The organism is Neobacillus niacini, assembly GCF_031457145.1.
In the GTDB taxonomy this organism is placed as follows: domain Bacteria; phylum Bacillota; class Bacilli; order Bacillales; family Cytobacillaceae; genus Neobacillus; species Neobacillus niacini_J.
In genome coordinates this window covers 318,147-341,914 of sequence record NZ_JAVDVZ010000004.1, presented here as the reverse complement: position 1 = coordinate 341,914, position 23,768 = coordinate 318,147, and the positions used below count along the sequence as shown (strand labels likewise).

Below are 23,768 nucleotides of genomic sequence, written 5' to 3'. Positions count from 1 at the left end.
GTTATAAAAAGCAACAAAGTTTAAGAAAAGAGCCTAATTAAAAAACGCTGAAATTTCAGCGTTTTCAATAATATTATTCATTCGACCTATCAGCAAGCCAATCGCCAATCGTAGGGTAGGTTATTTTTACTGCCTTGCCGCCAAATGTGATGGAGGTATGACCAACTGGCAAACACTTGTATATTTTATCCTTACTCGAGATACCATTCATTAAAGCCTCGACTTGATGAGGTTGAGCAATGATGTCATTTTTACCCGCTAAATTTAACACATTTGCAGTAATATTTTTCAAATCGACCTTTTGTCCGCGAATAACAAGTTCTCCTTTTATCAGCTTATTCTTTTGATAAAAGTCACGGATCCATTGGCGGTATGATTCACCTGGAAATGGAATACCATCATTTAACCATTTTTGCAGAAGGCTGAAGCCCTTAATAAAATTTTCATTCTCAGCTCGTTCATATAGACTAACAAATGGTCCATAAAAGTTTGCTATTGGTTGAATCATTTTGTTACCAAAGTCAATCATTTCTGGTGGTATATTACCCATGGTATCTACTACATTATCAACATTAAAATATCGCTCATCCAACATGGAACCATATGAACCTGTATTCGTAAAATCGAAGGGACTAGTCATAAAAATCAGGTTGCGAATTGGTAATTCCGGGTGTAATGCGGCAAATATAGAAGTCATCGTTCCACCCATACAATAACCTAGAATGGAGACTTCTGCTGCGTTTGATGTCCTCATCACCTTCTTAACAGCCCGTGGTATATAGTCTAAAATAAAATCATCAAGTTTCATATTTTTATCTTCTAAACCAGGTGTTCCCCAATCTAGGAGATAGACATCGAAACCACGGTTAACCAAATACTCTATGAGACTCCCACCTTTAGTTAAATCCAAGACATACGGTTTATTAATTAATGCATAAATCATAAGAAGGGGAGTTTTATATTTTTTTGGATGGTCGGAGGTATAGCGATAAAGCTTGGTTTTATTCTTTGTCCAAACAAGTTCTTTTGGTGTTGGCGCTACTTCCGGCTCGGAATCGGTTGTTACTACCTGCATGGCCCTTACACTGCGTTTTATATGCTGTTGGGTCTCCTTAGGAAAAAATCCAGCAAAGTCATTCCAAGATTTTTCAACAAGGGTACTAATAATGATCACTCCTTTTTGAATTTTTCTTCATGCCTAGTATATAGTGAAAATTACACCTATATGACTTTTTACTACGAATATAAAAACGCTGTTGATGTAATCAACAGCGTTTGTTTAACTTTAATTAATTAGGTGCAACTACATATCCCATACCATTGCGAGTATAGTGCCAAACACAGTAACGAGTGCAATGATTAAGCCGTAAAAGACATTTGTGTAGATGGCGCCTTTATCCTTGGTTTCCCCAGCATGCATAAACACAACTAACTGGAGACCCGCTTGGATGAATGCTGTTACCAGAAGAATCGTCATGCCTGCAGCAAATGACATATCTAAAAAGTAAACAGCCAAGGCAATGGTTGTCAGGAGTATGGAGAATACAAAACCAATCACTTGTTTCATTGGAAATAACTGGCTCATATTACATCATTCCTTTCAAGTAGATGAAGCTGAAAATGAAAATCCAAACTACATCTAGGAAATGCCAATAAAGGGAAAAGATGAATGCTTTATTGGTTGTCTGCGGAGTTAATCCACGCTTTTTCACCTGGAGGATAATGAATAACCCCCAGAAAAATCCAAGTGTAACGTGTGCCCCGTGTGTTCCAAGTGTTGTTAAAAGGATTGATGTAAACGCACTAGTCTGAATTCCTGCCCCTTCGTGTACATAGGTATAGAACTCAAAAATCTCTACTCCTAAAAATGCAAGACCGAGAAGAAGTGTTAATGAGAAGAAGGCAATCATCGCTTTTTGTCTGCCAATCCTCATGGCATGAATGCCCAGACCAACTGTAAAACTACTTGTTAAAAGTAAGATGGTCTCAAAGAGTACTGGAGTGATTTGGAAAATCTCTGCTCCAGTAGGACCGCTTCCTGTTCTGTTTACTAATGTAAAGTAGGTAGCGAATAGGGTAGCGAAAAGCATTATTTCCGCACCTAGGAAAATCCAAAATCCTAAGATTTTTAAGCTATTTTCTTCTGTACCATATTCGAGTGGCAGCGAGTTATCTATTTTCATTTTTTAAGCACCTCGCAAATTTGTTTCTGTTTCTTCAATTTCTTTTACAGAGATATAACGACCATGATCCTGTTCAAAGGATCGTAAAGCCATACATCCAAAGATTCCTAGAGTAGTAACAATAACTGGAATCCACAAGCTGAAAATGAATGAGAATCCCCAAACAAAGAATATACAGCTCATGATGAATGGGATACCGCTATTATTTGGCATGTGAATTTTCTCGTATTCACCTTTAAATAAAACATGACCGTTCTTCTTTGCGTCCCATAATGCTTCATTGGAACGTACTTCTGGTAAAATTGCAAAATTATATTCTGGTACTGGTGTATGCGTAGACCACTCGAGCGTACGAGCATCCCAAGGATCATTACTAATGTCTCTTGATTCATATCGAGTACTATAGTAGATATTGTAGACGATTAACACAAAACCAATGGCCATAATCGCGGCTCCAACAAACGAAATCATATTCAATAAGCCAAATCCAGCCGCTTCAGAGTATGTGTACATCCGGCGTGCCTGGCCATCTAAACCTGAAGCATACATAGGCATGAAGGCTAAAACAAAGCCGATTGACAATAGCCAAGCTGTCCATTTTCCAATTTTTTCATTTAACATGAAACCAAACATTTTTGGCCAGTAATAATGCAGCCCTGCAAGCATTGCATAGACAACACCAGGAATAATAACATTGTGGAAATGAGCCACTAAGAACATCGTATTATGATATTGATAGTCTGCTGCAGACATCGCAAGCATTACTCCGGTTACTCCGCCAAGGGTAAATAGCGGGATGAAAAGCATACTGTAAAGCATTGGTGTGGTAAAAACAATTTTTCCTTTCCTAAGGGTAAGAAGCCAGTTGAAAATCTTCACTCCAGTAGGAACGGCAATCGCCATGGTTGTAATCGAGAAGATACTGTTAGTTAGTGCTCCTTGCCCCATGGTAAAGAAATGGTGCGCCCATACCAAGAAGGATAGAAGGGAAATAATAACCATCGAACCAACCATAGATTTATAGCCATATAGGTTACGACGTGCAAAGGTTGAGATAATCTCACTATAAATACCAAAGGCAGGAAGAATTAAGATATACACCTCAGGATGGCCCCAAACCCAGAAAAGGTTAGCCCAAAGCATATCCATACCGCCATTATCCATGGTAAAGAATTGTGTTCCAAATTGTCGATCTAACGTCCCCATTGCAAGTAACACAGCTAATACTGGGAACGCGAAAACGATGATAACATTCGCAATTAATGCTGACCAAGTAAACATTGGCATTTTCATTAGTGTCATGCCAGGTGCTCTCATTTTTAAAATCGTAGTGATAAAGTTAATCCCAGTCATTAACGTACCAATTCCTGCAATCTGAATCGCAATCATATAATAATTGGTTCCAACAGATGTGCTGAACTCGTTACCTGCAAGCGGGAAATAAGAGGTCCAGCCTGCGTCAGGAGAGCCGCCAACAACGAATGATATGTTGAATAACATGGCACCCATAAAGAATAGCCAGAAGCTTAATGCGTTCAACCGTGGGAAGGCCACATCACGTGCTCCGATTTGCAAGGGAACAACAAAGTTCATAAAGAACATAATGAAAGGCATTGCCATAAAGAGGATCATAACAATCCCATGTGTCGTGAAAATCTCATTATAATGCTGTGCGTCAAGAAGGGTATTTTCTGGTACAGCGAGCTGTGCACGCATCATGATAGCGTCAACCCCACCTCGGAATAGCATGAGAAGGGCAGAGAGCAGATACATGATACCAATTCGTTTGTGGTCAACAGTGGTTAACCATTCACGCCATAGGTAGCCCCATTTTTTAAAATAAGTTATACCGGCGATTACTGCAATAACGGTAAGACCAATGGCAGCCATTGAGGCATAGATTGCAACACTAGGATGGGGAACGGCAAATCGATCAAAGAAATCCATTTATTATATCTCCTTTCAAGGGAAGATTACTTTTTAATATTAATGACTCATACCTTCGTGTCCGGTATGGGAATCTGGTTGATTTTCTGTTTCATGTGATTCTGATGATTCTTCGGAATGATTATGACCTGTTGGAGGCGGCGAAAATTCTAGGTGAGTCCCAGTGTATGTTTGCTGCCCCAGATGACCTGGTTCTAATAATTCCTCGAATTTTTTCTCTGTAATCGGCTTAGCTGTTTCCTTTACTTCTTTTACCCAGTCGTCAAAATCCTCTTGAGACATCGCTGTAACATTAAATGTATTCTCAGCAAATCCTTTACCCGAGAAGTTTGCATTCCGGCCCATGAATTCGCCAGGGTCATCTGCAGCTAAATGTAAGGTGGTAACCATGTCAGACATTGCGTACTTTTGCCCGCCTAACTGCGGAATCCAGAAACTTGTAATAGGTCCGTAAGTATACAGTCTAAATTCAAGTGCTCGGTCTGTTGGGATATATAAGTAGTTAACTGTTTCAATGCCTTCTTCTGGGTAACTAAAATGCCATTTCCAGTCAGAGGATGAAGCATAAACCACTAATGGCTTTGTATCTTCGTATCCCTTCGGTTTTGCCTCGACAATATAGTTACTTTGAACGGATACATAAGATAGAAAAGCAACAATTATTACTGGAATACCTACCATAATGACTTCAACCCAAATGTTTCCTTCAATATGAGGTGGTTCATAATCTGCACTTTGTTTAGAAGCGCGATATTTTACAAGCATGTAGATCAGAAGTGAAAAAACCACGATTACAATAAAAGACATTAGACCAATTGACATTAAAATGTCACTAGCTTGCCTTTCTGCTTGTGGACCCTTAGGATCCAGGACAAGTAATGGTTCACATCCAGTTAAAAACGTGAAAATGGTAATAACAACTGAATATAAAACCCATTTGGTTTTCTTTTTTTGCATATTGCTAACTCCTCTCATTAAATAAGCTTAGGTTGTTCGTGAATTTGTTCACAAAATTAAATAGAAAATTTTCTAAATTAATTATTAACTAATAATAATTACATAATTAGTGTCATTATCCCGTACCACAATATTAACAACAAAGGTGTGATGTTTATATACGTTTTTTGAAGTATTTGTGACAAATTTGTTAAGGTTTTAAATTCCAATATAAAAACCGTTGGAAAACAGAAAAATAAAATAACTGTCTGTTTTTGAATAATAATGGGATAATAAATAGGTATACCAATGGAATAGGAGAGACAAATGAGATGAAAGTCAAAATCAACCGCCATGCAGCAAAAGCATTGAAAGAAATGTTGGGAGGTCCAGAAGCCGAGGGGAAATTGTTCCGTGTGTATGTAACAAATATGCATGGAGACCATGCCCATTATGATTTAATGCTCGATACACCCACTGAACATGATGAAGTCGTAAAAACCGATAAGGATATAGATTTGATTCTTGATACTCGGGATGAATATTTGGATGGAGTATGGATTCAAATGTTCCATGTACCAAAAGAAGAATGGCTGATCACAAATCCAACAAAGGGTGGCCATCACCACCATCATTAAAGAATAAACGGTTTAATACCAGCAATAGTAATGAAAGATCCCTACGAGTTATCGTGGGGATCTTTGCAATTTGAGTGATATTTTGAGATAACACAAATTGGTGTTACTCTTAAGAGGTATGGTTCTTAAAGGAGTTGATTACATATGGAAAATTTCAAAAGTGATAATGAGATTAAACTCATTGCCCTGGATATGGATGGGACGCTTTTAAATGATCAACATGAAATTTCTGAGGCAAACCGACTGGCGATAAAAGAAGCTCAGGAAAAAGGAGTACATGTTGTCCTAAGCACAGGACGTTCCTTAAGAAAGTGTGAGTATCATGCGGATTCACTTGCGTTAACCTCTTATTTAGTGACAGTAAACGGAAGTGAGATTTGGGATGATAATAGGGGATTAGTGGAAAGGAATCTTGTGAAATCCGAATCCATTCAATGGATGGCAGAGCTTACCCAAAAGCATAAGGTAAGATTTTGGGCGATCAGCACGAATCGAAACTGGTTTGATGAAATGCCAGAGAATATCCATGCCGAGGAATGGTTGAAATTTGGTTTTAACATCAAGGATGAACTCACTAGAGATATCGTTCAAAAAGAGCTCGAGGAAAGAGGAGAGTTTGAATTAAGCAATTCGACCCCTACAAATATAGAAGTAAACCCAGCTGGGATAAATAAGGCAAGAGGGCTTACATTAGTCTGTGAGCGGCTTGGTATTGAAATGAAAAATGTGATGGCAATGGGCGACAGTCTTAATGATTTGGCGATGATTGCAGAAGCAGGTCTAGGAATTGCTATGGGAAATGCACAGGAAGTCGTAAAAAAAGCGGCAGCTTGGGTTACCTCAACAAATAATGAAGATGGTGTAGCCTTAGCAATCCATAAATGGGTAATTAAGTAATATCCTATACAGACACTTCGACATTATACTCTTATTAAATTTTTTATCTAAAATAAAAAAGAACCAATTGTGAAATACTAATTATTAGAAGAGGAACTTGTTTAAAAACAATTCCTCTTGGTTATAATAATCGGGCAAGACTATATTGCAATTTCATGTATTTGTTACATGCTAGGAGGAGCTACAAAAATGGAACATGGTAAAGTAAAATGGTTTAACGGTGAAAAAGGCTTTGGATTTATCGAGCGGGACGGTGGAGACGATGTATTCGTTCACTTCTCAGCTATTCAAGGCGAAGGCTACAAAACGTTAGATGAAGGTCAAGAAGTAACGTTCGAAATCGAAAATGGACAACGTGGTCCACAAGCGGTAAACGTACGTAAAGCATAATAAACCTTCAAAAGCCAAAACAGACTCCATTTGTGAGTCTGTTTTTTTATTTTCTAGAGTAAACACCAGAAAAAAACCTCCACTAAAAAGTGAAGGTTCAATATGTGATAAGTAAAATGGTTATTTATAGTATGGGTAAATTATAGATTATTCATACCTGCCCATTATGTGGATTTCGGATTAAATATTTCCTGCACTCGGCCAACTTGACCATCCAATAGCCTTACTTTTATACCATGAGGATGGAAGCTGGAGTTTGTTAAAATATCTTTCACGACACCTCTCGTAAGCTTCCCTGTTCTTTGATCAGCCTTTAGAACAATGGCAACCTCAAGACCGGCAGCGATGTCTTTTCTATTTTGCCCGTTCATTAAACACCCATTTTTCTACGAGTATTACTTACTTTTTTGGTCATTTGGCTTTTCATTTTTTTTGAATTTTGAAGGCTATTAGCATTGTTAGTACCAGCTGCAGCTTTGTTTTTCTTATTCTCTAGCTGCTGCTTCATTGCTTCCTGTAAACTCATTTTCTTTTTTGGTTCTTCATTTTGGTTTGTTTGATTGTTTTCTGACATTAGAAAGTCCTCCTGATAATATGTACTATATTGACTTATAGTATAATCTATTTCCTCCAAAATTAAAAATGTGTGATTAAACTATAAAGACACAGAATGTTCACTTTTTTATTAGTGGGGAATCAATTTGATAATAGTTTAAAATCAATACTATTTTATAGTTATTATAATTTAGTGTTATGACAGTATTTTTGTCGTGTTGGAAAAGTTATTAGAATATTTAAATTTCGACAACGTTTGCACCTCCCTTATATTAAACTAATTTTTATCAATAGGGGGGAAATGGCATGAAAAATACGATTCTTTTTATAATTAGCTTTATAATAGTAATTTCTCAGAGTATGTATGTTCATGCTAAAGAACCTGATAATAATCTTATAGAGTTACAGACAAAGTTGGAAGAATACATAAAGCCTTGGCAGGGGAAAATTACCCTTCGTTATCAAAATCTGATGTCTGATACTGCTTATGCCATAAATAGTGACAACAAAATACCAGCTGCTAGTACGATTAAACTCCCTTTGGCACTATATGTTATGAAGCTAGCAGATCAGGGTGAACTCGAGTTAACTGAGAAATTAACTTATCGATCTCACCATTATTATGGGGGAAGCGGCGTCATTCAAAAGAATAAAATAGGAAGCGGTTATACAATCGAGGATCTTGTAGAAAAAGCGATGGTCTATAGTGATAATATTGCTTTTATAATGCTAAAGGAACGAGTTGGACAAAATCAGTTCATAGAATATATGAAAAGTTTGGGAGCTGTTAATGCCTACCCTGGGGGACAAAATATTACATCAGCAGGTGATTTAATCCTCTATGCAGTTGAAACATACCGATTTTCTAAGGAAAGTGAAAATGGAGCAAAACTATTAAACTATCTCGAAAATACTATATATAATACTACTATCCCTAAAGGTATACCCAATAAGAAAATTGCCCACAAGGTGGGAATGATTCCAAAAGACTTAATTTACAACGATATTGCCATTGTGTCTGATACTGAACCTTTTGCATTAGCGGTCATGACTAAGGGCATTAGCTATGAAAAATCGCAGGAGGTCATTGCCAACATTGCTTCAATCGTTTATACCCATCATGAATTAATTGATAAGGAAAAGAACAAATTTATAGCGATGGAAGTGCCAGTGAGCAAACTCGAAAGTATCTATAATTATGAACAGGCTACTAATACAAGCATTAATAGTAGCCTATTTGTGAAAGGGTTTTTTGAAAAGGTTATCAGCCCCTGGAAGACCCCTGATAAAAAAGACAAAGTCTCATTTTATCAGAGATTTATATCTATAAAACAATTTCTGCACGTGGATCCAAATAAGGTCAAAGAATCATGGGAAGCAGCAGCAAAAAAGGCAGAAGCCGAACTGTTACGTAAACCAATCAGGGTTACATTTGCTGGCGATGCGATGATGGATTGGTCTGTAAAAGAAACAGTGAAACAAAAAGGTCCAGATTATCCATTCTTACATATTAAAGAGGAACTAACTGCAAGTGATTTAAGTGTCGTCAATCTAGAAACAGCGATAACTACGGGTGGCATAAAGGTTTCTAAGGAATATAATTTTCGTTCTGACCCGATTTCTTTAACTGGTTTAAAAAATGCAGGCTTTCAGCTCGTTAGCCTAGCGAACAACCATTCCTTTGATTATGGACAGAGCGGTTTTAAAGATACGATTGCCAATATAAAAGAATACCAACTCGATTATGTGGGTGGCGGTTTAAACAAGGAAGAGGCGTATGGTGCTAAAACCTATACCATTAAAGGCAGGACTATTAAAGTACTAGCTTTCTCAAGGGTTCTCCCTGATTTCAGCTGGGTGGCAACTGAGTCGAAGCCTGGATTGGCAAATGGATATGATCTATCACTCATTGAAAATACCATCCAAAAAGAAAAGGTAGACGCAGATTTCCTTTTTGTGTATATTCACTGGGGTGTTGAAACGAAGCGCTCACCTGAAGCCTTTCAACGTGATTGGGCAAAAACAATGATTGACTCTGGTGCAGATGGGGTTGTTGGTAGTCACCCTCATGTGCTCCAAGGGTTCGAGTATTATAAAGGAAAGCCGATTGCTTATTCGCTCGGAAACTTTTTATTTCCTAATTATATTAAAGGAGATAAGGCACAAACTGGAATCCTGCATCTCGATATCGAAAAAAACAATATAGAAATGTCTTTTGTTCCGTTTAGAATTGTTCAGGATCAAATCATATTACAGTCTGACCAAGAAAAACAAATAGTGTGGAATGAACTCCAAGGCTTGTCTTATGGAGAGGCCCATATTAGCAATGGAATGATTTCTGACAAAACGAAGGTTGCTGAAGCTGAAGGGAGATAGGAAATGAATAACAAAATAGCTGTTGTAACCGGTACATCAAGTGGTTTTGGGTTATTGACCACTATAGAGTTAGCAAGAAAAGGTTTTACTGTTTTAGCCACTATGAGAAATAGCAGCAAAAACGCTGACTTGTTACGGGTGGCGAAGAAGTATGGGGTGGAATCAAAAATAACCGTTCATGAACTGGATGTAACGGATGAAAAATCAATCCAAACGTTTCAATCACTAGTAATTGAGGATTTCGGAAGAGTAGATGTATTAATTAATAATGCTGGCTACGCTGGCGCAGGATTTGTAGAAGAAATATCTATGGAGGAATATCGAAAACAGTTTGAAACAAATGTTTTTGGTGTTTTCGCTGTCACCAAAGCATTTCTTCCAATGATGAGGAAACAAGGGCATGGATGTATTATTACGATTAGCAGTATCAGCGGTAAGGTAGCTTTTCCAGGATTATCACCTTATATTGCCTCCAAGCATGCAATCGAAGGCTGGAGTGAAAGTCTTCGATTAGAAATGCAGCCATTTGGAGTGAAGGTGGTACTTATTGAGCCTGGTTCGTACAAAACAAATATCTGGACCACGGGTAAACAGGTAGCTGTAGAATCCATACAATCACACTCTCCTTATCAGGAATATATGCAGAGTATAGAAAGATATATTGTAGAAGGGGAAAATAACTTTGGTGATCCTCTAGAAGTGTCAAAAAAAATAGTAGAGATTTCAGTAATGAAAAATCCAAAGATGAGATACGCAATAGGTCGGGGAGTTAAAGCTTCTATTATAATGAAGAATCTTTTACCATGGAGACTTTGGGAAAAAATAATTATTAGTAAATTGTTTGTAAAATAGTTAAAGAATTCATGATGTTGTCGTTTTTTTGGAGGAATTTCAGTGATTAAGTGAGAATAATAGAGGTATCGATTAGAGGAGGGATATGTTTGGAAATCGAAGTGCTCGAAAAAGAAGAGATAAAGGTAGTTGGAATCTCGTGGAATGGCACGTATTCGCAGTTAAATACCATTCCAGAATTAATTGATGTAATGAAAAATCGTATGAGTGAGGTACCTAATCAGACAAATGAATCAATTTTCATTGCTCCATTTCATAGTAGAGAAACAGAATTGACTTGTTATGTGACGACACCAGTGGAAACGTTAGAAAATGTTCCTGAGGGAATGGTAGGGTTTACGATACCTCGCAAAAACTATGTGTGTACTTCGCATAAAGGTAGTTTGGAGGAAATAGAAAATACATATCAACAAATGTTAGAATGGATGCAGGAATATGGATATGATTTGGATGACAATGCCCTAAGTTTAGAAATTTTTCAACTAAGTCATAATGATATCGATAGCAGTAATTTGTGTGAATTGTATCTGCCTGTAAAGACATATGGAAATGACTATTATTAATCATTAGAGAGAGGGAAATATTTCCTAATCATCATTTTAGCAATTATTACTAGTATAAGGTATAATCAATGATATAGTTGAATAATTCCTTCGGGGTCAGGTGAAATTCCTAACCGGCGGTGATGAAGCTTAGCTTCTTAGTCCGTGACCCGGTTAAACGAAAGTTTAAGCGGTGGATCTGGTGAAATTCCAGAGCCGACAGTTAAAGTCTGGATGGGAGAAGGAAAAAATCCGGTTTAGCCAAGGGAGAAGTCTACCTTTTTTTAAACCCTATTTTCTTATTGCCTTTTTCCAGGACCCTGAAGAGCTCCATTTCTTCAGGGTCTTTTTTTTGAGCTATATGAATATGAAAAATTTTTGCATTCATTGCAAAGAATAAGAAGGGAGGCAAAAGCTATGTTTACCGGTATTATTGAAGAATTAGGAGTAGTAGCAAATATCCAGCGAACGGGAGATTCCTTTGTTCTTACCATTGAAGCAAAAAAAATCTTAGAGGATGTCCATCTCGGAGACAGTATTGCTGTTAATGGTGTGTGTTTAACTGTCACTAGTTTCTCTAACAAGCAGTTTACTGTGGATGTCATGCCTGAAACCGTTAAAGCATCCAGCTTAAACGCGCTAAAGCGAGGCTCCAAAGTTAATCTCGAACGGGCAATGGCTGCTGGGGGGAGGTTTGGTGGTCACTTCGTTTCCGGTCATATAGACGGAACAGGTGTGATCAAAAGTAAAAAGCAGCTTGAAAATGCCATTTATTACGAAATAGAAGCACCTTCAAACATACTAAGGTATGTCATCGTTAGGGGATCAATTACTGTAGATGGAACAAGCCTAACAGTATTTGGAGTAACGAATGAAACTTTTACTTTATCACTCATCCCCCATACATTGTCTGAAAGTATTATTGGACTAAAAGATTCTGGTGATATTGTCAATTTAGAATGCGATATGATTGGAAAGTATGTGGGGCATTTTTTAACAGCTGGATCAAGTAATGGCACCAAAACAAGTTCATCAGGTATTAGTGCACAATTTTTAGCAGAGAATGGTTTTGCTTAGATACATAATGAGCAGCTCTTAATTTTCATAGTAGAAAGGGGAGAAATGACATGTTTGATCCTATAGAAGAAGCATTGGCAGATTTAAAAATCGGCAAGGTAATCATTGTTTGTGATGACGAGGACAGAGAAAATGAAGGAGATTTTATCTCCTTAGCTGATAAAGCTACCCCAGAGGTCATCAATTTAATGGCCACACACGGCAGAGGCTTAATCTGTGTTCCCGTTGATGAGGAGTTAGCACAGAAACTAGAACTATTTCCGATGGTGGCAAATAATACAGATGCACATGGTACGGCCTTTACCGTCAGTATTGACCATAAATCATCCACTACGGGAATATCGGCCTTTGAGCGTTCAACAACAATCATACGTATGCTTGACGCAGACGCAAAGCCATCTGATTTCATGAGACCTGGTCATGTGTTCCCATTAGTTGCCAAAAAAGGCGGAGTCTTAAGGAGAACAGGGCACACCGAAGCAGCAGTGGATTTGGCAAGACTATGCGGTTCTAAGCCTGCAGGAGTCATTTGCGAAATCATGAACGAAGATGGGACAATGGCTCGTGTCCCACAATTACGGAAAATAGCAGAAGAGCTAAATGTAAAAATGATTACCATAAAAGACTTGATTGAATATCGCAATAAAAAAGACAAGCTGGTTAATCGTGAAGTGGAAATAAATTTACCAACAGAATTTGGCGATTTTAAAGCTGCCGGGTATTCAAGCATTGGGGATGGAAAAGAACATTTGGCGTTAATAAAGGGTGAAATAGATCCTGAAACACCTATTCTTGTCCGTGTTCAATCGGAGTGCTTAACAGGCGATGTTTTCGGTTCTTTTCGCTGTGATTGCCGGCCACAGTTGCATGCGGCCATAAGTCAAATTGAACAAGAAGGTAATGGAGTCCTCCTTTATATGCGTCAAATGGGTAACGGAATAATAAATAAATTGAAGGCTTATAAGCTCCAGGAAGATGGTTATGAAAGAGCAGATGCAAATGAAGCAGAATTACGTGAATTTGGCATTGGTGCTCAGATTTTAAAGGACTTAGGGGTTAGAAAAATGAAATTGTTAACCAATAACCCACGAAAAATAAAGGGACTAAAGGGATATGATCTTGAAGTAGTTGAAACCGTTCCTTTGCAAATGGAAATACAAGAGGAAAATGTAAACCTAAAATAAACTACAAGAATAATCGGAGGTATTAACAATGGGAAATATTTATGAAGGTAATTTAGTCGGGTCTGGTTTAAAGGTAGGAATAGTGGTGGGTCGTTTTAATGAGTTTATTACAAGTAAATTACTAAGCGGTGCTCAGGACGCACTCATTAGACATGGTGTAAGTGAAACAGATGTGGACCTCGCTTGGGTGCCAGGTGCATTTGAAATTCCTTTAGTTGCTCAAAAAATGGCCAATAGTAAAAAATATGATGCGGTCATTACGCTAGGGACAGTTATTCGCGGCTCCACTCCGCATTTTGATTTTGTATGTAATGAAGTGGCCAAGGGTGTTTCAAAAATAACTCTAAGTACTGGTATTCCGGTAATTTTTGGTGTTTTAACAACTGATTCCATTGAGCAGGCAATCGAGCGTGCCGGTACAAAGGCAGGAAATAAAGGCTGGGATTCCGCTTCTGTAGCGATTGAAATGGCCAACTTATGCAGAAGTTTCGAATAAAAAATTTTTTTGAAGGAATTTGCAAGAAAATGATACAATCTATTATCTTTCCTATATAATAGGTCTATCATAATAAAATATTGTAGAATAGGTGCTGAAAATCTTTTAAGGTTTTTAGCTTAAAAGGGAAGTTTGGTTAAAAACCAACGCGGTCCCGCCACTGTAAATGGGAGCAACCTACAAAATGTCACTGTCATATGATGGGAAGACGTAGGAAGCAATGACTATGAGCCAGGAAACCTGCCTTATTCTTGTGCACTAAAGGAACCTACGAGGATAGGGTGTGGACGACTAGAATCATTTTACTTTACTTTTTGTATGGGAATCTAATCAAACCAACATCTCTACCTTGCCGTAGGGATGTTTTTTTATTTTTTGGTGCACATTTTATATGATGCTATTACTACATAGGGGGAAACAAAATGAAAAAATTATCTACTCTTTTATTTCTACTAATGCTAACAATAGGAGTATTGGCAGCATGTGGGGAACAAAAAGAACAGGTCAAAGACAAAAGTAATGGGAATAGTAGTAAAACAGAAGAAACTGCTTTTCCAGTTACAATCAAAGATGCATTAGACAATGATATAACGATTAAGGAAAAGCCGGAAAAAATTGTATCTTTGATTCCAAGTAATACAGAGATTGCTTTTGCCTTAGGACTTGGCGATGAAATTGTTGGAGTCTCCAATTTTGATAATTATCCAAAAGAAGTTTCTACAAAAGAGAAAATTGGCGACCTTAATGTGAACATCGAGAAAGTTATTTCCTTACAGCCCAATTTAGTATTAGCACACGCGTCAACGGACTTAGGGGAAGGACTGCAACAGCTAAAAGATTCTGGATTAACCGTCTTAGTTGTTAATGACGCACAAACTTTCGACCAAGTCTTCGATTCCATTGCCATGATAGGGAAGGCTACTGGTGCAACAAAAGAAGCTGACGATCTTATCAAAGATATGCAAACAAAATTAGCTGAAATAAAAGACAAAGCGGCGAAAATATCTGAAAAGAAAAAGGTGCTTGTTGAGGTTTCAGGTGCACCGGATATATTTACAACAGGGAAAAATACGTTCATGGATGACATGATTAGTATAATAAATGCCGAAAATATTGCTAACGATCAAGAAGGTTGGATTAAAATAGATGAAGAAGCAATGATTACCCGAAATCCAGATGTAATCATTACTACTTACGGATTTTATGATGATAAAGCTGTGGAAAATGTCTTAAGCAGAGTAGGCTGGGAAAATGTCAATGCGATTAAAAACAAGCAAGTCATCGATGTAGATTCTGATCGTGTAACTCGTTCAGGTCCAAGGATTGTAGAAGGAGTAGAGGAACTTGCAAAAGCGGTATATCCGGAAGTTTTTAAATAATAAGTTCATTGCCTATTTGGCAGCAGGAAGCTTCCTCTTTCTTTCAATTTTATTAGGAATATCGATAGGAACCGTTTCGGTTCCTATCTTTACTATCCTGCAAATTATTTCGGTGAAATTAGTTGGATTTATTTCATTTGATCAAATCGATCCGATGTTCTCAAGTATCGTCTGGAATATCCGTTTACCACGGGTCATTCTAGCTGGACTGGTAGGAGCATCTCTAGCAATTGCGGGAGCAGCCTTTCAAGGTCTACTAAGGAACCCATTAGCAGATCCCTATACGTTAGGAGTATCTTCAGGAGCGTCGGTCGGGGCTGTGTTGACATTGTTTTTTCAAATTTCGATTCCATTTGTGGGTTCATTTACACTGCCATTATTAAGTATTCTATTTTCGTTTCTGACCATTTTCTTAGTACTAACTTTTGCTCGAAAGATTGAACGTTCCATGAAGGTTGAAACCATTATTTTAACGGGAATTATTTTTAGTTCTTTTCTAGGTGCGATCATATCACTGATGATCGCATTAACAGGTGATGAACTAAGACAAATTATTGGCTGGCTTTTGGGAAGTGTCTCAATGAGAGGCTGGGAATACATAAAGATTATTTTGCCATTTTTTATAATTGGCTCAGCAATACTTATTTTTAATGTAAAGGAATTAAATGCCATGTCCTTTGGAGAAGAACGTGCACAGCATTTGGGTGTTAATGTTCAAAAAAGAAAACTGTTAATCTTGACCGCAGGATCGATTTTAACAGGAGCTGCAGTTGCGGTTTCAGGAACCATAGGTTTTGTGGGGCTGGTGATACCGCATCTTTCAAGGTTATTATGGGGCCCCGACCATAGACATTTACTCCCTTTATCGATTATTACAGGTAGTGGATTTTTAATACTAGCAGATTTAATTTCAAGAACGATCATATCTCCTACAGAGTTACCAATTGGAGTTATTACAGCATTAATTGGTGCCCCAGTATTTGCATTAATCCTTTTACGAAAGAAGAAGGAAGGAAAGAAGTGAATAAAGAATGCTTAACGTTCAACATGTTTCAGGTGGATATTCAAATGAATCTGTATTGAAGGATATCTCCTTTGAAGTTCAAACAGGGGAGTTGTTCGGAATAGTAGGTCCGAATGGAAGTGGGAAGACAACTCTGTTAAAAATGATCAGCGGAATCTTACCAACTACTAAGGGTGACATTTATATTAGAGAAAAAAAGCTTCAGGAATATACTACAAAACAGCTGGCACAAATCGTTGCGGTTCTATCTCAGGATTCTTCACAATCTTTCTCTTATACAGTAAAAGAAACGGTTTCTCTTGGTCGATATGCACACCAAAAGGGTTGGTTCCAAACATGGGAAGATACAGATGAGGAAATCGTTCAACGAGTGATGAAGCAAACAGGAATATCAGCTTTTCAAAATAAAAATATTCAACAGTTATCTGGCGGAGAAAAACAACGGGTTTTTCTTGCTCAGGCACTTGCGCAAGAACCTAAAATTTTATTGCTGGATGAACCAACAAATCATTTGGATTTATCCTATCAAAAGGAATTACTTGATTTATTAAAATATTGGACCACAGAATCTGGTTTGACGGTCCTATCTATCTTTCATGATTTAAATCTTGCAGGCTTATATTGTGATCGAATCCTATTGCTTGAAAACGGCAACATCCATATCAATCATATCCCGAATGAGGTTCTAAGGGAAGAAAGAATACGTGATGTTTATCATACAGAAATTCAGAAACAGCCACATCCTAAAGTTGCTGCACCACAATTAGTGTTATTGCCTACCTACAAAATAAAAACGAAAGCCATTCAAATAAATGAAGAGATGCTGCAAAGAACCAATGAGTATATCCAGCTAAATGCCCCCGCTCCATTACGGACAATGTCTTCGGGAGTGATTGGTTCGGGAATTGGCTGGAACCATACCTTTGTTAATCGACATGTTGGCAAGGACTATAACTGTAGTGATCATCGGCTGGAAATGGCCACTTTTCTAAAATCAAATGGTTTTGAACCGTCTGAAACCGTTGGGATGATGACGGCAGTAATCCTAGAGGACGTATCTTACAAATTTTTTGACCATGACAGTTTTTCGATTTTCGTAGTCATCACAGCAGGAGTAGGAAACGCCATCGATGTCTCTAAAAGTGAACATCATTCCTACCTAACGGTGCCAGGCACCATTAATACATGGATCTTCATTAACGGCGAATTAACGGAAGAAGCCTTTATTCAGAGTATTATGACTGCAACAGAAGCAAAGACAAAGGCACTTCACGATTTAAAGGTCATGGACCGTGTGACAGGCACCACTGCTACAGGTACGTCAACCGATAGTATCTTAATAGCAGCCACTCAGGCTGGAGAAAAGTTGGAATATGCTGGAACGATTACGCCATTAGGAAAACTGATTGGAAAAGCCGTATATGAGTGCACTTCAGAGGCCATTCGAAAATCTCAGAAAAGGAAACTAGTATGATCATCTATCATCTAATAGCCATAACCTTTGCCTATTTCATTGACATGTTTGTAGGAGACCCACCCAATTGGCCACATCCTGTAAGATGGATAGGGTCGATGATTGCATTTTTTGAAAAACGGTTAAACCATGGAAAGAATAAAAGGTTAAAAGGGGTTGTCATGCTCCTTTTTGTTTTATTGATTGTTGTATCTACCGTATTGATCCTAGTTGTTATCAGTTATCTGATTCATCCATTTGTGGGGATTGCAGTGGAAAGTATCGTAATTGCAACCACGATTGCTCAAAAAAGTTTGAAAGAAGCGGCGCTAGAGGTGTATGAACCTCTAGGTAAAGGGGACTTGCCCCTAGCAAGAACAAAACTATCCTATATAGTTGGCCGAGACACTGAAGCTCTAGATGAAAGTGAAATTGCACGAGGAGCAATCGAGACGGTTGCTGAAAATACAAGTGATGGGGTGACGGCCCCATTATTTTGGGCATTTATAGGTGGTGCACCGCTGGCAATGGTTTACAGGGCCACGAATACCTGTGATTCGATGGTTGGTTATACAAATGAAAAATATAAAGAATTTGGTTGGGCTTCTGCTAAATGGGATGATGTGATGAATTGGATTCCAAGCCGTGTAACAGGAATCCTTATGCTGCTTGGAACAAAGCCTTTGGTATTGGAGTATCGAAGAGCCTGGAAGATTCTTTTCCGCGACGCAAAAAAACATCCCAGCCCTAACAGTGGTTGGGGTGAAGCAGCGGTTGCGGCAATATTGGGGATTCAGCTTGGCGGTTTCAACTATTACAAAGGAATCGTTTCGAACGGTGCCAAGATGGGGGAAGCGATTAATTCCATCCAAGCTAAACATATTATTTTGGCAAATCACATTATGGGTAAGACAGTTTTATTATTTATTCTATTTTTATGGATAGGTGGGATGACACTTGAATTTGCCTTCACATGGCTCCAATCCTCAGCACCTTTATAAGGCATTGGGACGTTCACTCCCCAATCAATTTATTGATTTTAGTGCAAATATTAATCCAATCGGTCCACCTTCATCATTAAAAGAGAAGTGGAACGATTTTTACAATGAAATTATGGTTTATCCTGACCCGTTAGCAGTTAAGATTAAGGATAGGATAGCTGAAAAGGAAAAAATATCTGTCGATTCCATTTTAATTGGAAATGGCGGAGCTGAGCTGATTACGCTTGTGGCACGATATCTTTCAGGTAAAAAAATCGTCGTGATCGAGCCAACATTTTCTGAATATGAAGCAGCATGCCGGGCCAATCAGTGTGAGATTCAGTACCATCAATTAAAGGAGCCGGATTTTCCGCTAAATATAGAGGATTTACGTACTAGCTTATCGAAGGCGGATGCCTTATTTTTGTGTAATCCAAATAATCCAACTGGCATTCAATATCCAAAATCAACAATCATTTCTATTTTAGAGGAATGTGAAAATCAAAATTGCTATGTGATCTTGGATGAAGCCTTCTATGATTTTTTAGTAGACTATGACTCTTTTATCCCTTACATAAACAGGTTTTCCAAATTAATCATTATCCGTTCATTGACAAAGATGTTTGCGATTCCAGGTCTAAGGCTAGGTTATATGGTTGCAGCATCAACAATTATTACCGAACTTAGTGCATTACAGCCCCATTGGAGTATTAATACCATTGCCCTATTGGCTGGTGAAATTTGTATTCAAGAAAACGAATTTATTAAAGAGTCTCAAATCTATATTAGGGAAGAACGAGAGCGATTACTGTCATTTTGTAAGCAATATGATTTTGTGGTTACATCTTCTAAGGTTAATTTTTATTTATTACGTGATCCTTTTCTTGAGGAGCAGGTGGAATTTTTTAATTTTCTTTTACAAAAAGGAATCATTCCCCGACATACGTTTAATTTCCCTGGGCTAGATGGAAACTGGCTGCGCTTCGCGATAAAAAGTAAGGAAGAAAATCGTATGCTTATGGAGGTGTTAAAGGAATGGCGGCACCTTTATTAATCTTTATTACAGGCGGGGTTAGAAGCGGGAAAAGCAGTTTTGCTGAAAAAATGGCGTTTAACCTAGCGATAAATATGGGTGGACAGCTAAATTACCTCGCAAGCGGTGTTGCTTCTGATCAAGAAATGAGGGAACGAATCGCCAAACATCAGCAGGATCGAGTGGCAGGTGAGTCCAGTTGGAGAACAATCGAGCAGTCGTTACATATTGGGGAAATTGCCAATATGTTTGGCAGCCAGGATATTATTTTATTGGATTGTGTGACAACTCTTTTAAATAATGAATTGTTTTCTATTAATCAAATTTGGGATGAATCCTTTTTAAGTACAGTGAAGGAAAAAATCGTGACTGGGATAAAACAAATACGGAATCGGGGGAAGGTCTTAATCGTTGTTAGCAATGAAGTATTTCATGAATCTTTTGCCGAAAATGAATTGGTTTTTACATATGGTAAATTGCTCGGGCAGATTCATCAGCAGTTGGTGATGGCCGCGGATCAAGCCTATTTGGTTGAAATGGGAGTACCAATCCTAATGAAGGGGGTAAGGTCATGAAAGGCGTGATGATTCAAGGAACCGCTTCCGATGTTGGCAAAAGCCTGATTGTAACAGCGCTTTGCCGGATGTTCGCCAATGAGGGTGTAAAGGTGGTACCCTTTAAATCTCAAAATATGTCCAACAACTCTTATGTTACAAAGGATGGAAAAGAAATTGGTAGAGCACAAGGGATTCAAGCGGAAGCGGCCAAGATTGAGGCAGATGTTTGGATGAATCCGATTTTATTAAAACCCCGATCAAATCAAGAGGCTGAGATTGTGTTTTTAGGGAGAGCATTAAAAACTCTTTCAGGAAGAAGGTACCGGGAAACGTTTTATGATAAGGGACTTGATATAATTAGAGAGTCTTTGGAACATTTAGAAAAGCAAAATGAGCTAGTGGTTATCGAAGGGGCTGGAAGTCCTGTTGAAATCAATTTAAAGGATCGAGAGCTTGTTAACATGAAGGTTGCCGAACTTGCAGATGTACCTGTTGTTCTTGTCGCTGATATTGATAGAGGGGGCGTCTTTGCTAGTATTGTTGGAACGCTCGAGTTATTAGATCCTCCGGAAAGACAAAGAGTTGCAGGAGTTATTATTAATAAATTCCGTGGTGATATCAGCTTATTTGAAGATGGTATTCAATGGCTTGAAAAGAAAACAGGTATTCCAGTTTTAGGTGTGTTCCCATACGTAGAGAATCACATGATAGATGCAGAGGATTCATTGTCATTAAACAGTCAATTTTCCAACAAGAGAAAAGGAAATTTGGATATTGTGGTCATTCACCTTCCTTTTATTTCAAACTATACGGATTTTGAACCGTTTTTGTATGAAGAAGATGTATCGATACGTTTGGTTAAGCATGCAACTGAATTCGGAAATCCAGACGCTGTCATTATTCCCGGAACAAAAAGCACCCTCCATGATTTGAATACCCTAAAAGATAGTGGGCTCGATCTCTTAATTAGCAGTCATATTGAGAAGGGCGGGTATGTGGTCGGCATTTGTGGTGGCTATCAAATATTGTGTGAAGAAATTATAGATGAAGCAGGCTCAGATACAGGGATTCAAAATAGGAAAGATAAAGGGTTGGGATACATTCCAGGGAATACGGTCTTTCATCATGAAAAAGATACGATAAGAGTGACTGGAGAGTATCATGAAGATACCGGCTTGCTATTGAATCATAAGATAGAGGGCTATGAAATTCATTTAGGAAAGACAGTATTACATCAGCTGGGGTGTTCATTTTTAAGGCTTGAGAGTGGGAAAGAGGAAGGGTATTTTGGCCATAACGGTCAAGTTATTGGAACCTATCTTCATCATCTTTTCCATAATGATGAATGGAGAAATCAATGGTTAAACATGATTCGGAAAAGTAAAGGATTCCCGAATAAAGAAGTCTTTTATATAAGTGATTTTAAAGATAAAAGGTATGATGCCATTGCCGCTAATATGAAAGCACATCTAGACTTTGATCTGTTAAAAGACATTATCCATAAGTGGGGTTCAGTATGAAAAAACTACTTAAGGGTTTGTTAATCGATATACAATTCTTTACCGCCATACCGGTTCCAATTGAAATACCGATGGATAAACCGCATTTAAAAAAAGCAATTCAAGCCTTCCCATTACTCGGTTTGTTTCAAGGGGTTATCTATGCTTCGCTTGTTTATGTGCTCCTGGAATTTACGCCTTTTTCCAATCTAGCTGTAGCTTTTCTGCTCTGGTTGACCACGATTCTATTAACCGGCGGAATTCACTTAGACGGCTGGATGGATGCGAGTGACGGTTATTTTTCATATAAGGATCAAGAGAAAAGGGTCGAAATTATGAAAGACCCTCGGACAGGAGCTTTTGGTGTAATTTCTGTGATTGTTTTGTTAAGCTGTCGATTTCTTTTTATCTATGAGATTACAGAGTATGTTCATTTTTTATCCTACATTCTGATTGCTTCTATTCCCTTTTTGAGTAAAAGTGTGATGGGTGTGCTACTGTTAACCGTGAGGTCTGCGAAAAAGGATGGGCTTGGTGCATTATTTCAAAATGCAGCCACTACAAAGGTATTATGGACCTATCCCGTGTACATACTTGGACTCCTAGCCATCTCTAATTACTTTAATGGCCTACTTCCTATCACTATATTAATAGTAGCAGCCGTTGCTATTTACATTTTTTGTAGGCTAAAAGCTGTAAAATGGTTCGGTGGAATAACAGGAGATGTATTAGGTGCTTCTGTAGAAGGGACTGAATTGGTTTTATGGATGACTCTGTGGTTATTGCATTATTTCGTCATGGGTTAACAGAGGAGAATAAACGTAAAGCGTATTTAGGCTGGAATGATTCTCCCTTATGCCCTGAGTCGAAGAGGATAGGGACAAGGAAAAGGTATGATCATTATTTTTCGAGTGATTTACAAAGATGTAAAACGACAGTAAAGCTCCTTTTTCCCAATAATGATTTAACAGTATTACAGGAATTACGAGAAATGAATTTCGGCGAATGGGAAGGAAAAACCTATGATGACTTAAAAGAAGACAAGCTATATCAGAAATGGCTGTCTGATCCCCTTTTTAGTTCTCCGCCGGGGGGAGAGTCCTTTCAAACCTTTACAAAAAGAGTAGACACAGGGTGGAAGTTCATTTCTCAACACATAATTTCCGGTAACCATAATAGCGGTGCGATTGTCACACATGGCGGAGTTATAAGGTATTTATTAAGTAAATTTGCACCAGAACAAAGAGATTTCTGGAGTTGGCAAACGTCACATAATCAAGGTTATGAGCTTAGATTTGATTGCGAGGGATTAAGGAGGGGAGAGAGGTGCATTTCATTACTGGAGGTGCCTTTAATGGCAAACGAGAATGGGTAAAAAAAGCGTATGGAGCAACCGCCTTATGGATTTCGGCCTATCAGGATAGCCCATTACCAACAGATTTATTCCAATTAGACAATGATTTGCTCGTTTTAGAGGGGCTTGAAATTTGGGTAAAGGAATTAACGAAAACCAATGACTCTTACAGATGTCGTGAGATTTGGAATCAGACCATTAACCATTGGAAAATGTGGGAACAAGAAAAAACACAAAGCAAACTAGTGGTGATAGGTTCAGATATTACTAAAGGAATTGTCCCAGTGGAAAAAGAAAATAGGTTATGGCGGGATGTAACAGGATGGGCCTATCAAGATCTCGCGGCTCAGGCTGATAAAATAGATATTATTTGGTATGGATGTAATCAAACAATTAAACAAACGGAGGAATGAATG

At 38.1% G+C, this 23,768-nt stretch carries 26 protein-coding genes and 2 riboswitches; of the genes, 19 read left to right on the top strand and 7 right to left on the bottom strand.

The window, feature by feature from the left end; translation table 11 throughout:
* Positions 1–73 precede the first annotated feature (73 nt).
* From phaC to qoxA, 5 genes are all read right to left on the bottom strand, one after another.
* Complete coding sequence (gene phaC, locus J2Y03_RS12990) at positions 74–1,174, bottom strand: class III poly(R)-hydroxyalkanoic acid synthase subunit PhaC (protein WP_396954202.1); 1,101 nt, start codon at positions 1,172–1,174, stop codon at positions 74–76.
* Between the two features lie 129 nt (positions 1,175–1,303).
* The gene (gene qoxD / locus J2Y03_RS12985) at positions 1,304–1,585 is read right to left on the bottom strand and encodes a cytochrome aa3 quinol oxidase subunit IV (protein ID WP_310194741.1); all 282 of its coding nucleotides are present in this window, start codon (positions 1,583–1,585) and stop codon (positions 1,304–1,306) included.
* Position 1,586: 1 nt separating this feature from the next.
* Positions 1,587–2,183: a cytochrome aa3 quinol oxidase subunit III gene (gene qoxC, locus J2Y03_RS12980; protein ID WP_310194739.1), complete on the bottom strand. Its 597-nt coding sequence runs from the start codon at positions 2,181–2,183 to the stop codon at positions 1,587–1,589.
* Between the two features lie 3 nt (positions 2,184–2,186).
* The gene (gene qoxB / locus J2Y03_RS12975; RefSeq protein WP_310194737.1) at positions 2,187–4,130 is read right to left on the bottom strand and encodes a cytochrome aa3 quinol oxidase subunit I; all 1,944 of its coding nucleotides are present in this window, start codon (positions 4,128–4,130) and stop codon (positions 2,187–2,189) included.
* Between the two features lie 39 nt (positions 4,131–4,169).
* Positions 4,170–5,087 carry a cytochrome aa3 quinol oxidase subunit II gene (gene qoxA / locus J2Y03_RS12970; RefSeq protein WP_310194734.1) on the bottom strand — a complete coding sequence of 306 codons (918 nt, stop codon included), beginning with the start codon at positions 5,085–5,087 and terminating at the stop codon, positions 4,170–4,172.
* A 311-nt stretch (positions 5,088–5,398) separates the two neighbouring features.
* Here qoxA and J2Y03_RS12965 point away from each other — a divergent pair, with 311 nt between their 5' ends.
* The 3 genes from J2Y03_RS12965 to J2Y03_RS12955 all read left to right on the top strand — a co-directional run bounded on the left by J2Y03_RS12965 (position 5,399) and on the right by J2Y03_RS12955 (position 6,991).
* The gene (locus J2Y03_RS12965) at positions 5,399–5,704 is read left to right on the top strand and encodes an iron-sulfur cluster assembly accessory protein (RefSeq protein WP_310194733.1); all 306 of its coding nucleotides are present in this window, start codon (positions 5,399–5,401) and stop codon (positions 5,702–5,704) included.
* Positions 5,705–5,848: 144 nt separating this feature from the next.
* On the top strand, positions 5,849–6,601 hold the full coding sequence (locus J2Y03_RS12960; protein WP_310194730.1) for a Cof-type HAD-IIB family hydrolase: 753 nt from the start codon (positions 5,849–5,851) through the stop codon (positions 6,599–6,601).
* A 189-nt stretch (positions 6,602–6,790) separates the two neighbouring features.
* Complete coding sequence (locus tag J2Y03_RS12955) at positions 6,791–6,991, top strand: cold-shock protein (RefSeq protein ID WP_045515670.1); 201 nt, start codon at positions 6,791–6,793, stop codon at positions 6,989–6,991.
* Positions 6,992–7,155: 164 nt separating this feature from the next.
* Here J2Y03_RS12955 and J2Y03_RS12950 read toward each other — a convergent pair whose 3' ends face one another.
* On the bottom strand, positions 7,156–7,362 hold the full coding sequence (locus J2Y03_RS12950) for a YwbE family protein (RefSeq protein ID WP_132097371.1): 207 nt from the start codon (positions 7,360–7,362) through the stop codon (positions 7,156–7,158).
* A complete protein-coding gene (locus J2Y03_RS12945) occupies positions 7,362–7,565 on the bottom strand; it encodes a hypothetical protein (protein WP_132097370.1) in 204 nt (67 codons plus the stop codon). The genes J2Y03_RS12950 and J2Y03_RS12945 overlap by 1 nt, the downstream gene beginning before the upstream one ends.
* A 287-nt stretch (positions 7,566–7,852) precedes the next feature.
* On the opposite strand from J2Y03_RS12945, the gene J2Y03_RS12940 reads away from it, so the two are divergent.
* From J2Y03_RS12940 to J2Y03_RS12865, 16 genes are all read left to right on the top strand, one after another.
* Positions 7,853–9,922, top strand: a complete 2,070-nt coding sequence (locus J2Y03_RS12940; protein WP_310194726.1) for a CapA family protein — start codon at positions 7,853–7,855, stop codon at positions 9,920–9,922.
* A gap of 3 nt (positions 9,923–9,925) precedes the next feature.
* Positions 9,926–10,774, top strand: a complete 849-nt coding sequence (locus J2Y03_RS12935) for an oxidoreductase (protein WP_310194725.1) — start codon at positions 9,926–9,928, stop codon at positions 10,772–10,774.
* A gap of 89 nt (positions 10,775–10,863) precedes the next feature.
* Positions 10,864–11,337, top strand: coding sequence for a GyrI-like domain-containing protein (locus tag J2Y03_RS12930; protein ID WP_310194724.1), 474 nt, complete (start codon positions 10,864–10,866; stop codon positions 11,335–11,337).
* A gap of 82 nt (positions 11,338–11,419) precedes the next feature.
* Positions 11,420–11,566: riboswitch (FMN riboswitch) on the top strand.
* 167 nt (positions 11,567–11,733) lie between these two features.
* A complete protein-coding gene (gene ribE / locus J2Y03_RS12925) occupies positions 11,734–12,393 on the top strand; it encodes a riboflavin synthase (RefSeq protein WP_310194721.1) in 660 nt (219 codons plus the stop codon).
* A gap of 50 nt (positions 12,394–12,443) precedes the next feature.
* Complete coding sequence (locus tag J2Y03_RS12920) at positions 12,444–13,577, top strand: bifunctional 3,4-dihydroxy-2-butanone-4-phosphate synthase/GTP cyclohydrolase II (RefSeq protein ID WP_310194718.1); 1,134 nt, start codon at positions 12,444–12,446, stop codon at positions 13,575–13,577.
* 28 nt (positions 13,578–13,605) lie between these two features.
* Positions 13,606–14,073: a 6,7-dimethyl-8-ribityllumazine synthase gene (gene ribH, locus J2Y03_RS12915; RefSeq protein WP_132097363.1), complete on the top strand. Its 468-nt coding sequence runs from the start codon at positions 13,606–13,608 to the stop codon at positions 14,071–14,073.
* A gap of 72 nt (positions 14,074–14,145) precedes the next feature.
* Positions 14,146–14,335, top strand: a riboswitch (cobalamin riboswitch).
* Between the two features lie 160 nt (positions 14,336–14,495).
* Positions 14,496–15,452, top strand: a complete 957-nt coding sequence (locus J2Y03_RS12910) for an ABC transporter substrate-binding protein (protein ID WP_310194715.1) — start codon at positions 14,496–14,498, stop codon at positions 15,450–15,452.
* Positions 15,418–16,476, top strand: a complete 1,059-nt coding sequence (locus J2Y03_RS12905) for a FecCD family ABC transporter permease (protein ID WP_132097361.1) — start codon at positions 15,418–15,420, stop codon at positions 16,474–16,476. The genes J2Y03_RS12910 and J2Y03_RS12905 overlap by 35 nt, the downstream gene beginning before the upstream one ends.
* Positions 16,477–16,483: 7 nt before the next feature.
* Positions 16,484–17,950 (top strand): heme ABC transporter ATP-binding protein, encoded by a 1,467-nt coding sequence (locus J2Y03_RS12900; RefSeq protein WP_310194711.1) that lies wholly within the window; start codon positions 16,484–16,486, stop codon positions 17,948–17,950.
* Positions 17,947–18,930 carry an adenosylcobinamide-phosphate synthase CbiB gene (gene cbiB, locus J2Y03_RS12895; RefSeq protein ID WP_310194709.1) on the top strand — a complete coding sequence of 328 codons (984 nt, stop codon included), beginning with the start codon at positions 17,947–17,949 and terminating at the stop codon, positions 18,928–18,930. Before J2Y03_RS12900 ends, cbiB begins: the two co-directional genes overlap by 4 nt.
* Positions 18,887–19,963, top strand: a complete 1,077-nt coding sequence (gene cobD, locus J2Y03_RS12890; protein ID WP_310194706.1) for a threonine-phosphate decarboxylase CobD — start codon at positions 18,887–18,889, stop codon at positions 19,961–19,963. The genes cbiB and cobD overlap by 44 nt, the downstream gene beginning before the upstream one ends.
* Positions 19,945–20,517 (top strand): bifunctional adenosylcobinamide kinase/adenosylcobinamide-phosphate guanylyltransferase, encoded by a 573-nt coding sequence (locus tag J2Y03_RS12885; protein ID WP_310194703.1) that lies wholly within the window; start codon positions 19,945–19,947, stop codon positions 20,515–20,517. The genes cobD and J2Y03_RS12885 overlap by 19 nt, the downstream gene beginning before the upstream one ends.
* Positions 20,514–22,019, top strand: a complete 1,506-nt coding sequence (locus J2Y03_RS12880; protein ID WP_310194701.1) for a cobyric acid synthase — start codon at positions 20,514–20,516, stop codon at positions 22,017–22,019. The genes J2Y03_RS12885 and J2Y03_RS12880 overlap by 4 nt, the downstream gene beginning before the upstream one ends.
* Positions 22,016–22,804, top strand: a complete 789-nt coding sequence (gene cobS, locus J2Y03_RS12875) for an adenosylcobinamide-GDP ribazoletransferase (protein WP_310194698.1) — start codon at positions 22,016–22,018, stop codon at positions 22,802–22,804. Before J2Y03_RS12880 ends, cobS begins: the two co-directional genes overlap by 4 nt.
* Positions 22,762–23,373: a histidine phosphatase family protein gene (locus tag J2Y03_RS12870; protein ID WP_310194695.1), complete on the top strand. Its 612-nt coding sequence runs from the start codon at positions 22,762–22,764 to the stop codon at positions 23,371–23,373. The genes cobS and J2Y03_RS12870 overlap by 43 nt, the downstream gene beginning before the upstream one ends.
* Positions 23,325–23,765 (top strand): bifunctional adenosylcobinamide kinase/adenosylcobinamide-phosphate guanylyltransferase, encoded by a 441-nt coding sequence (locus J2Y03_RS12865; protein ID WP_310194692.1) that lies wholly within the window; start codon positions 23,325–23,327, stop codon positions 23,763–23,765. The genes J2Y03_RS12870 and J2Y03_RS12865 overlap by 49 nt, the downstream gene beginning before the upstream one ends.
* Positions 23,766–23,768: the final 3 nt, after the last annotated feature.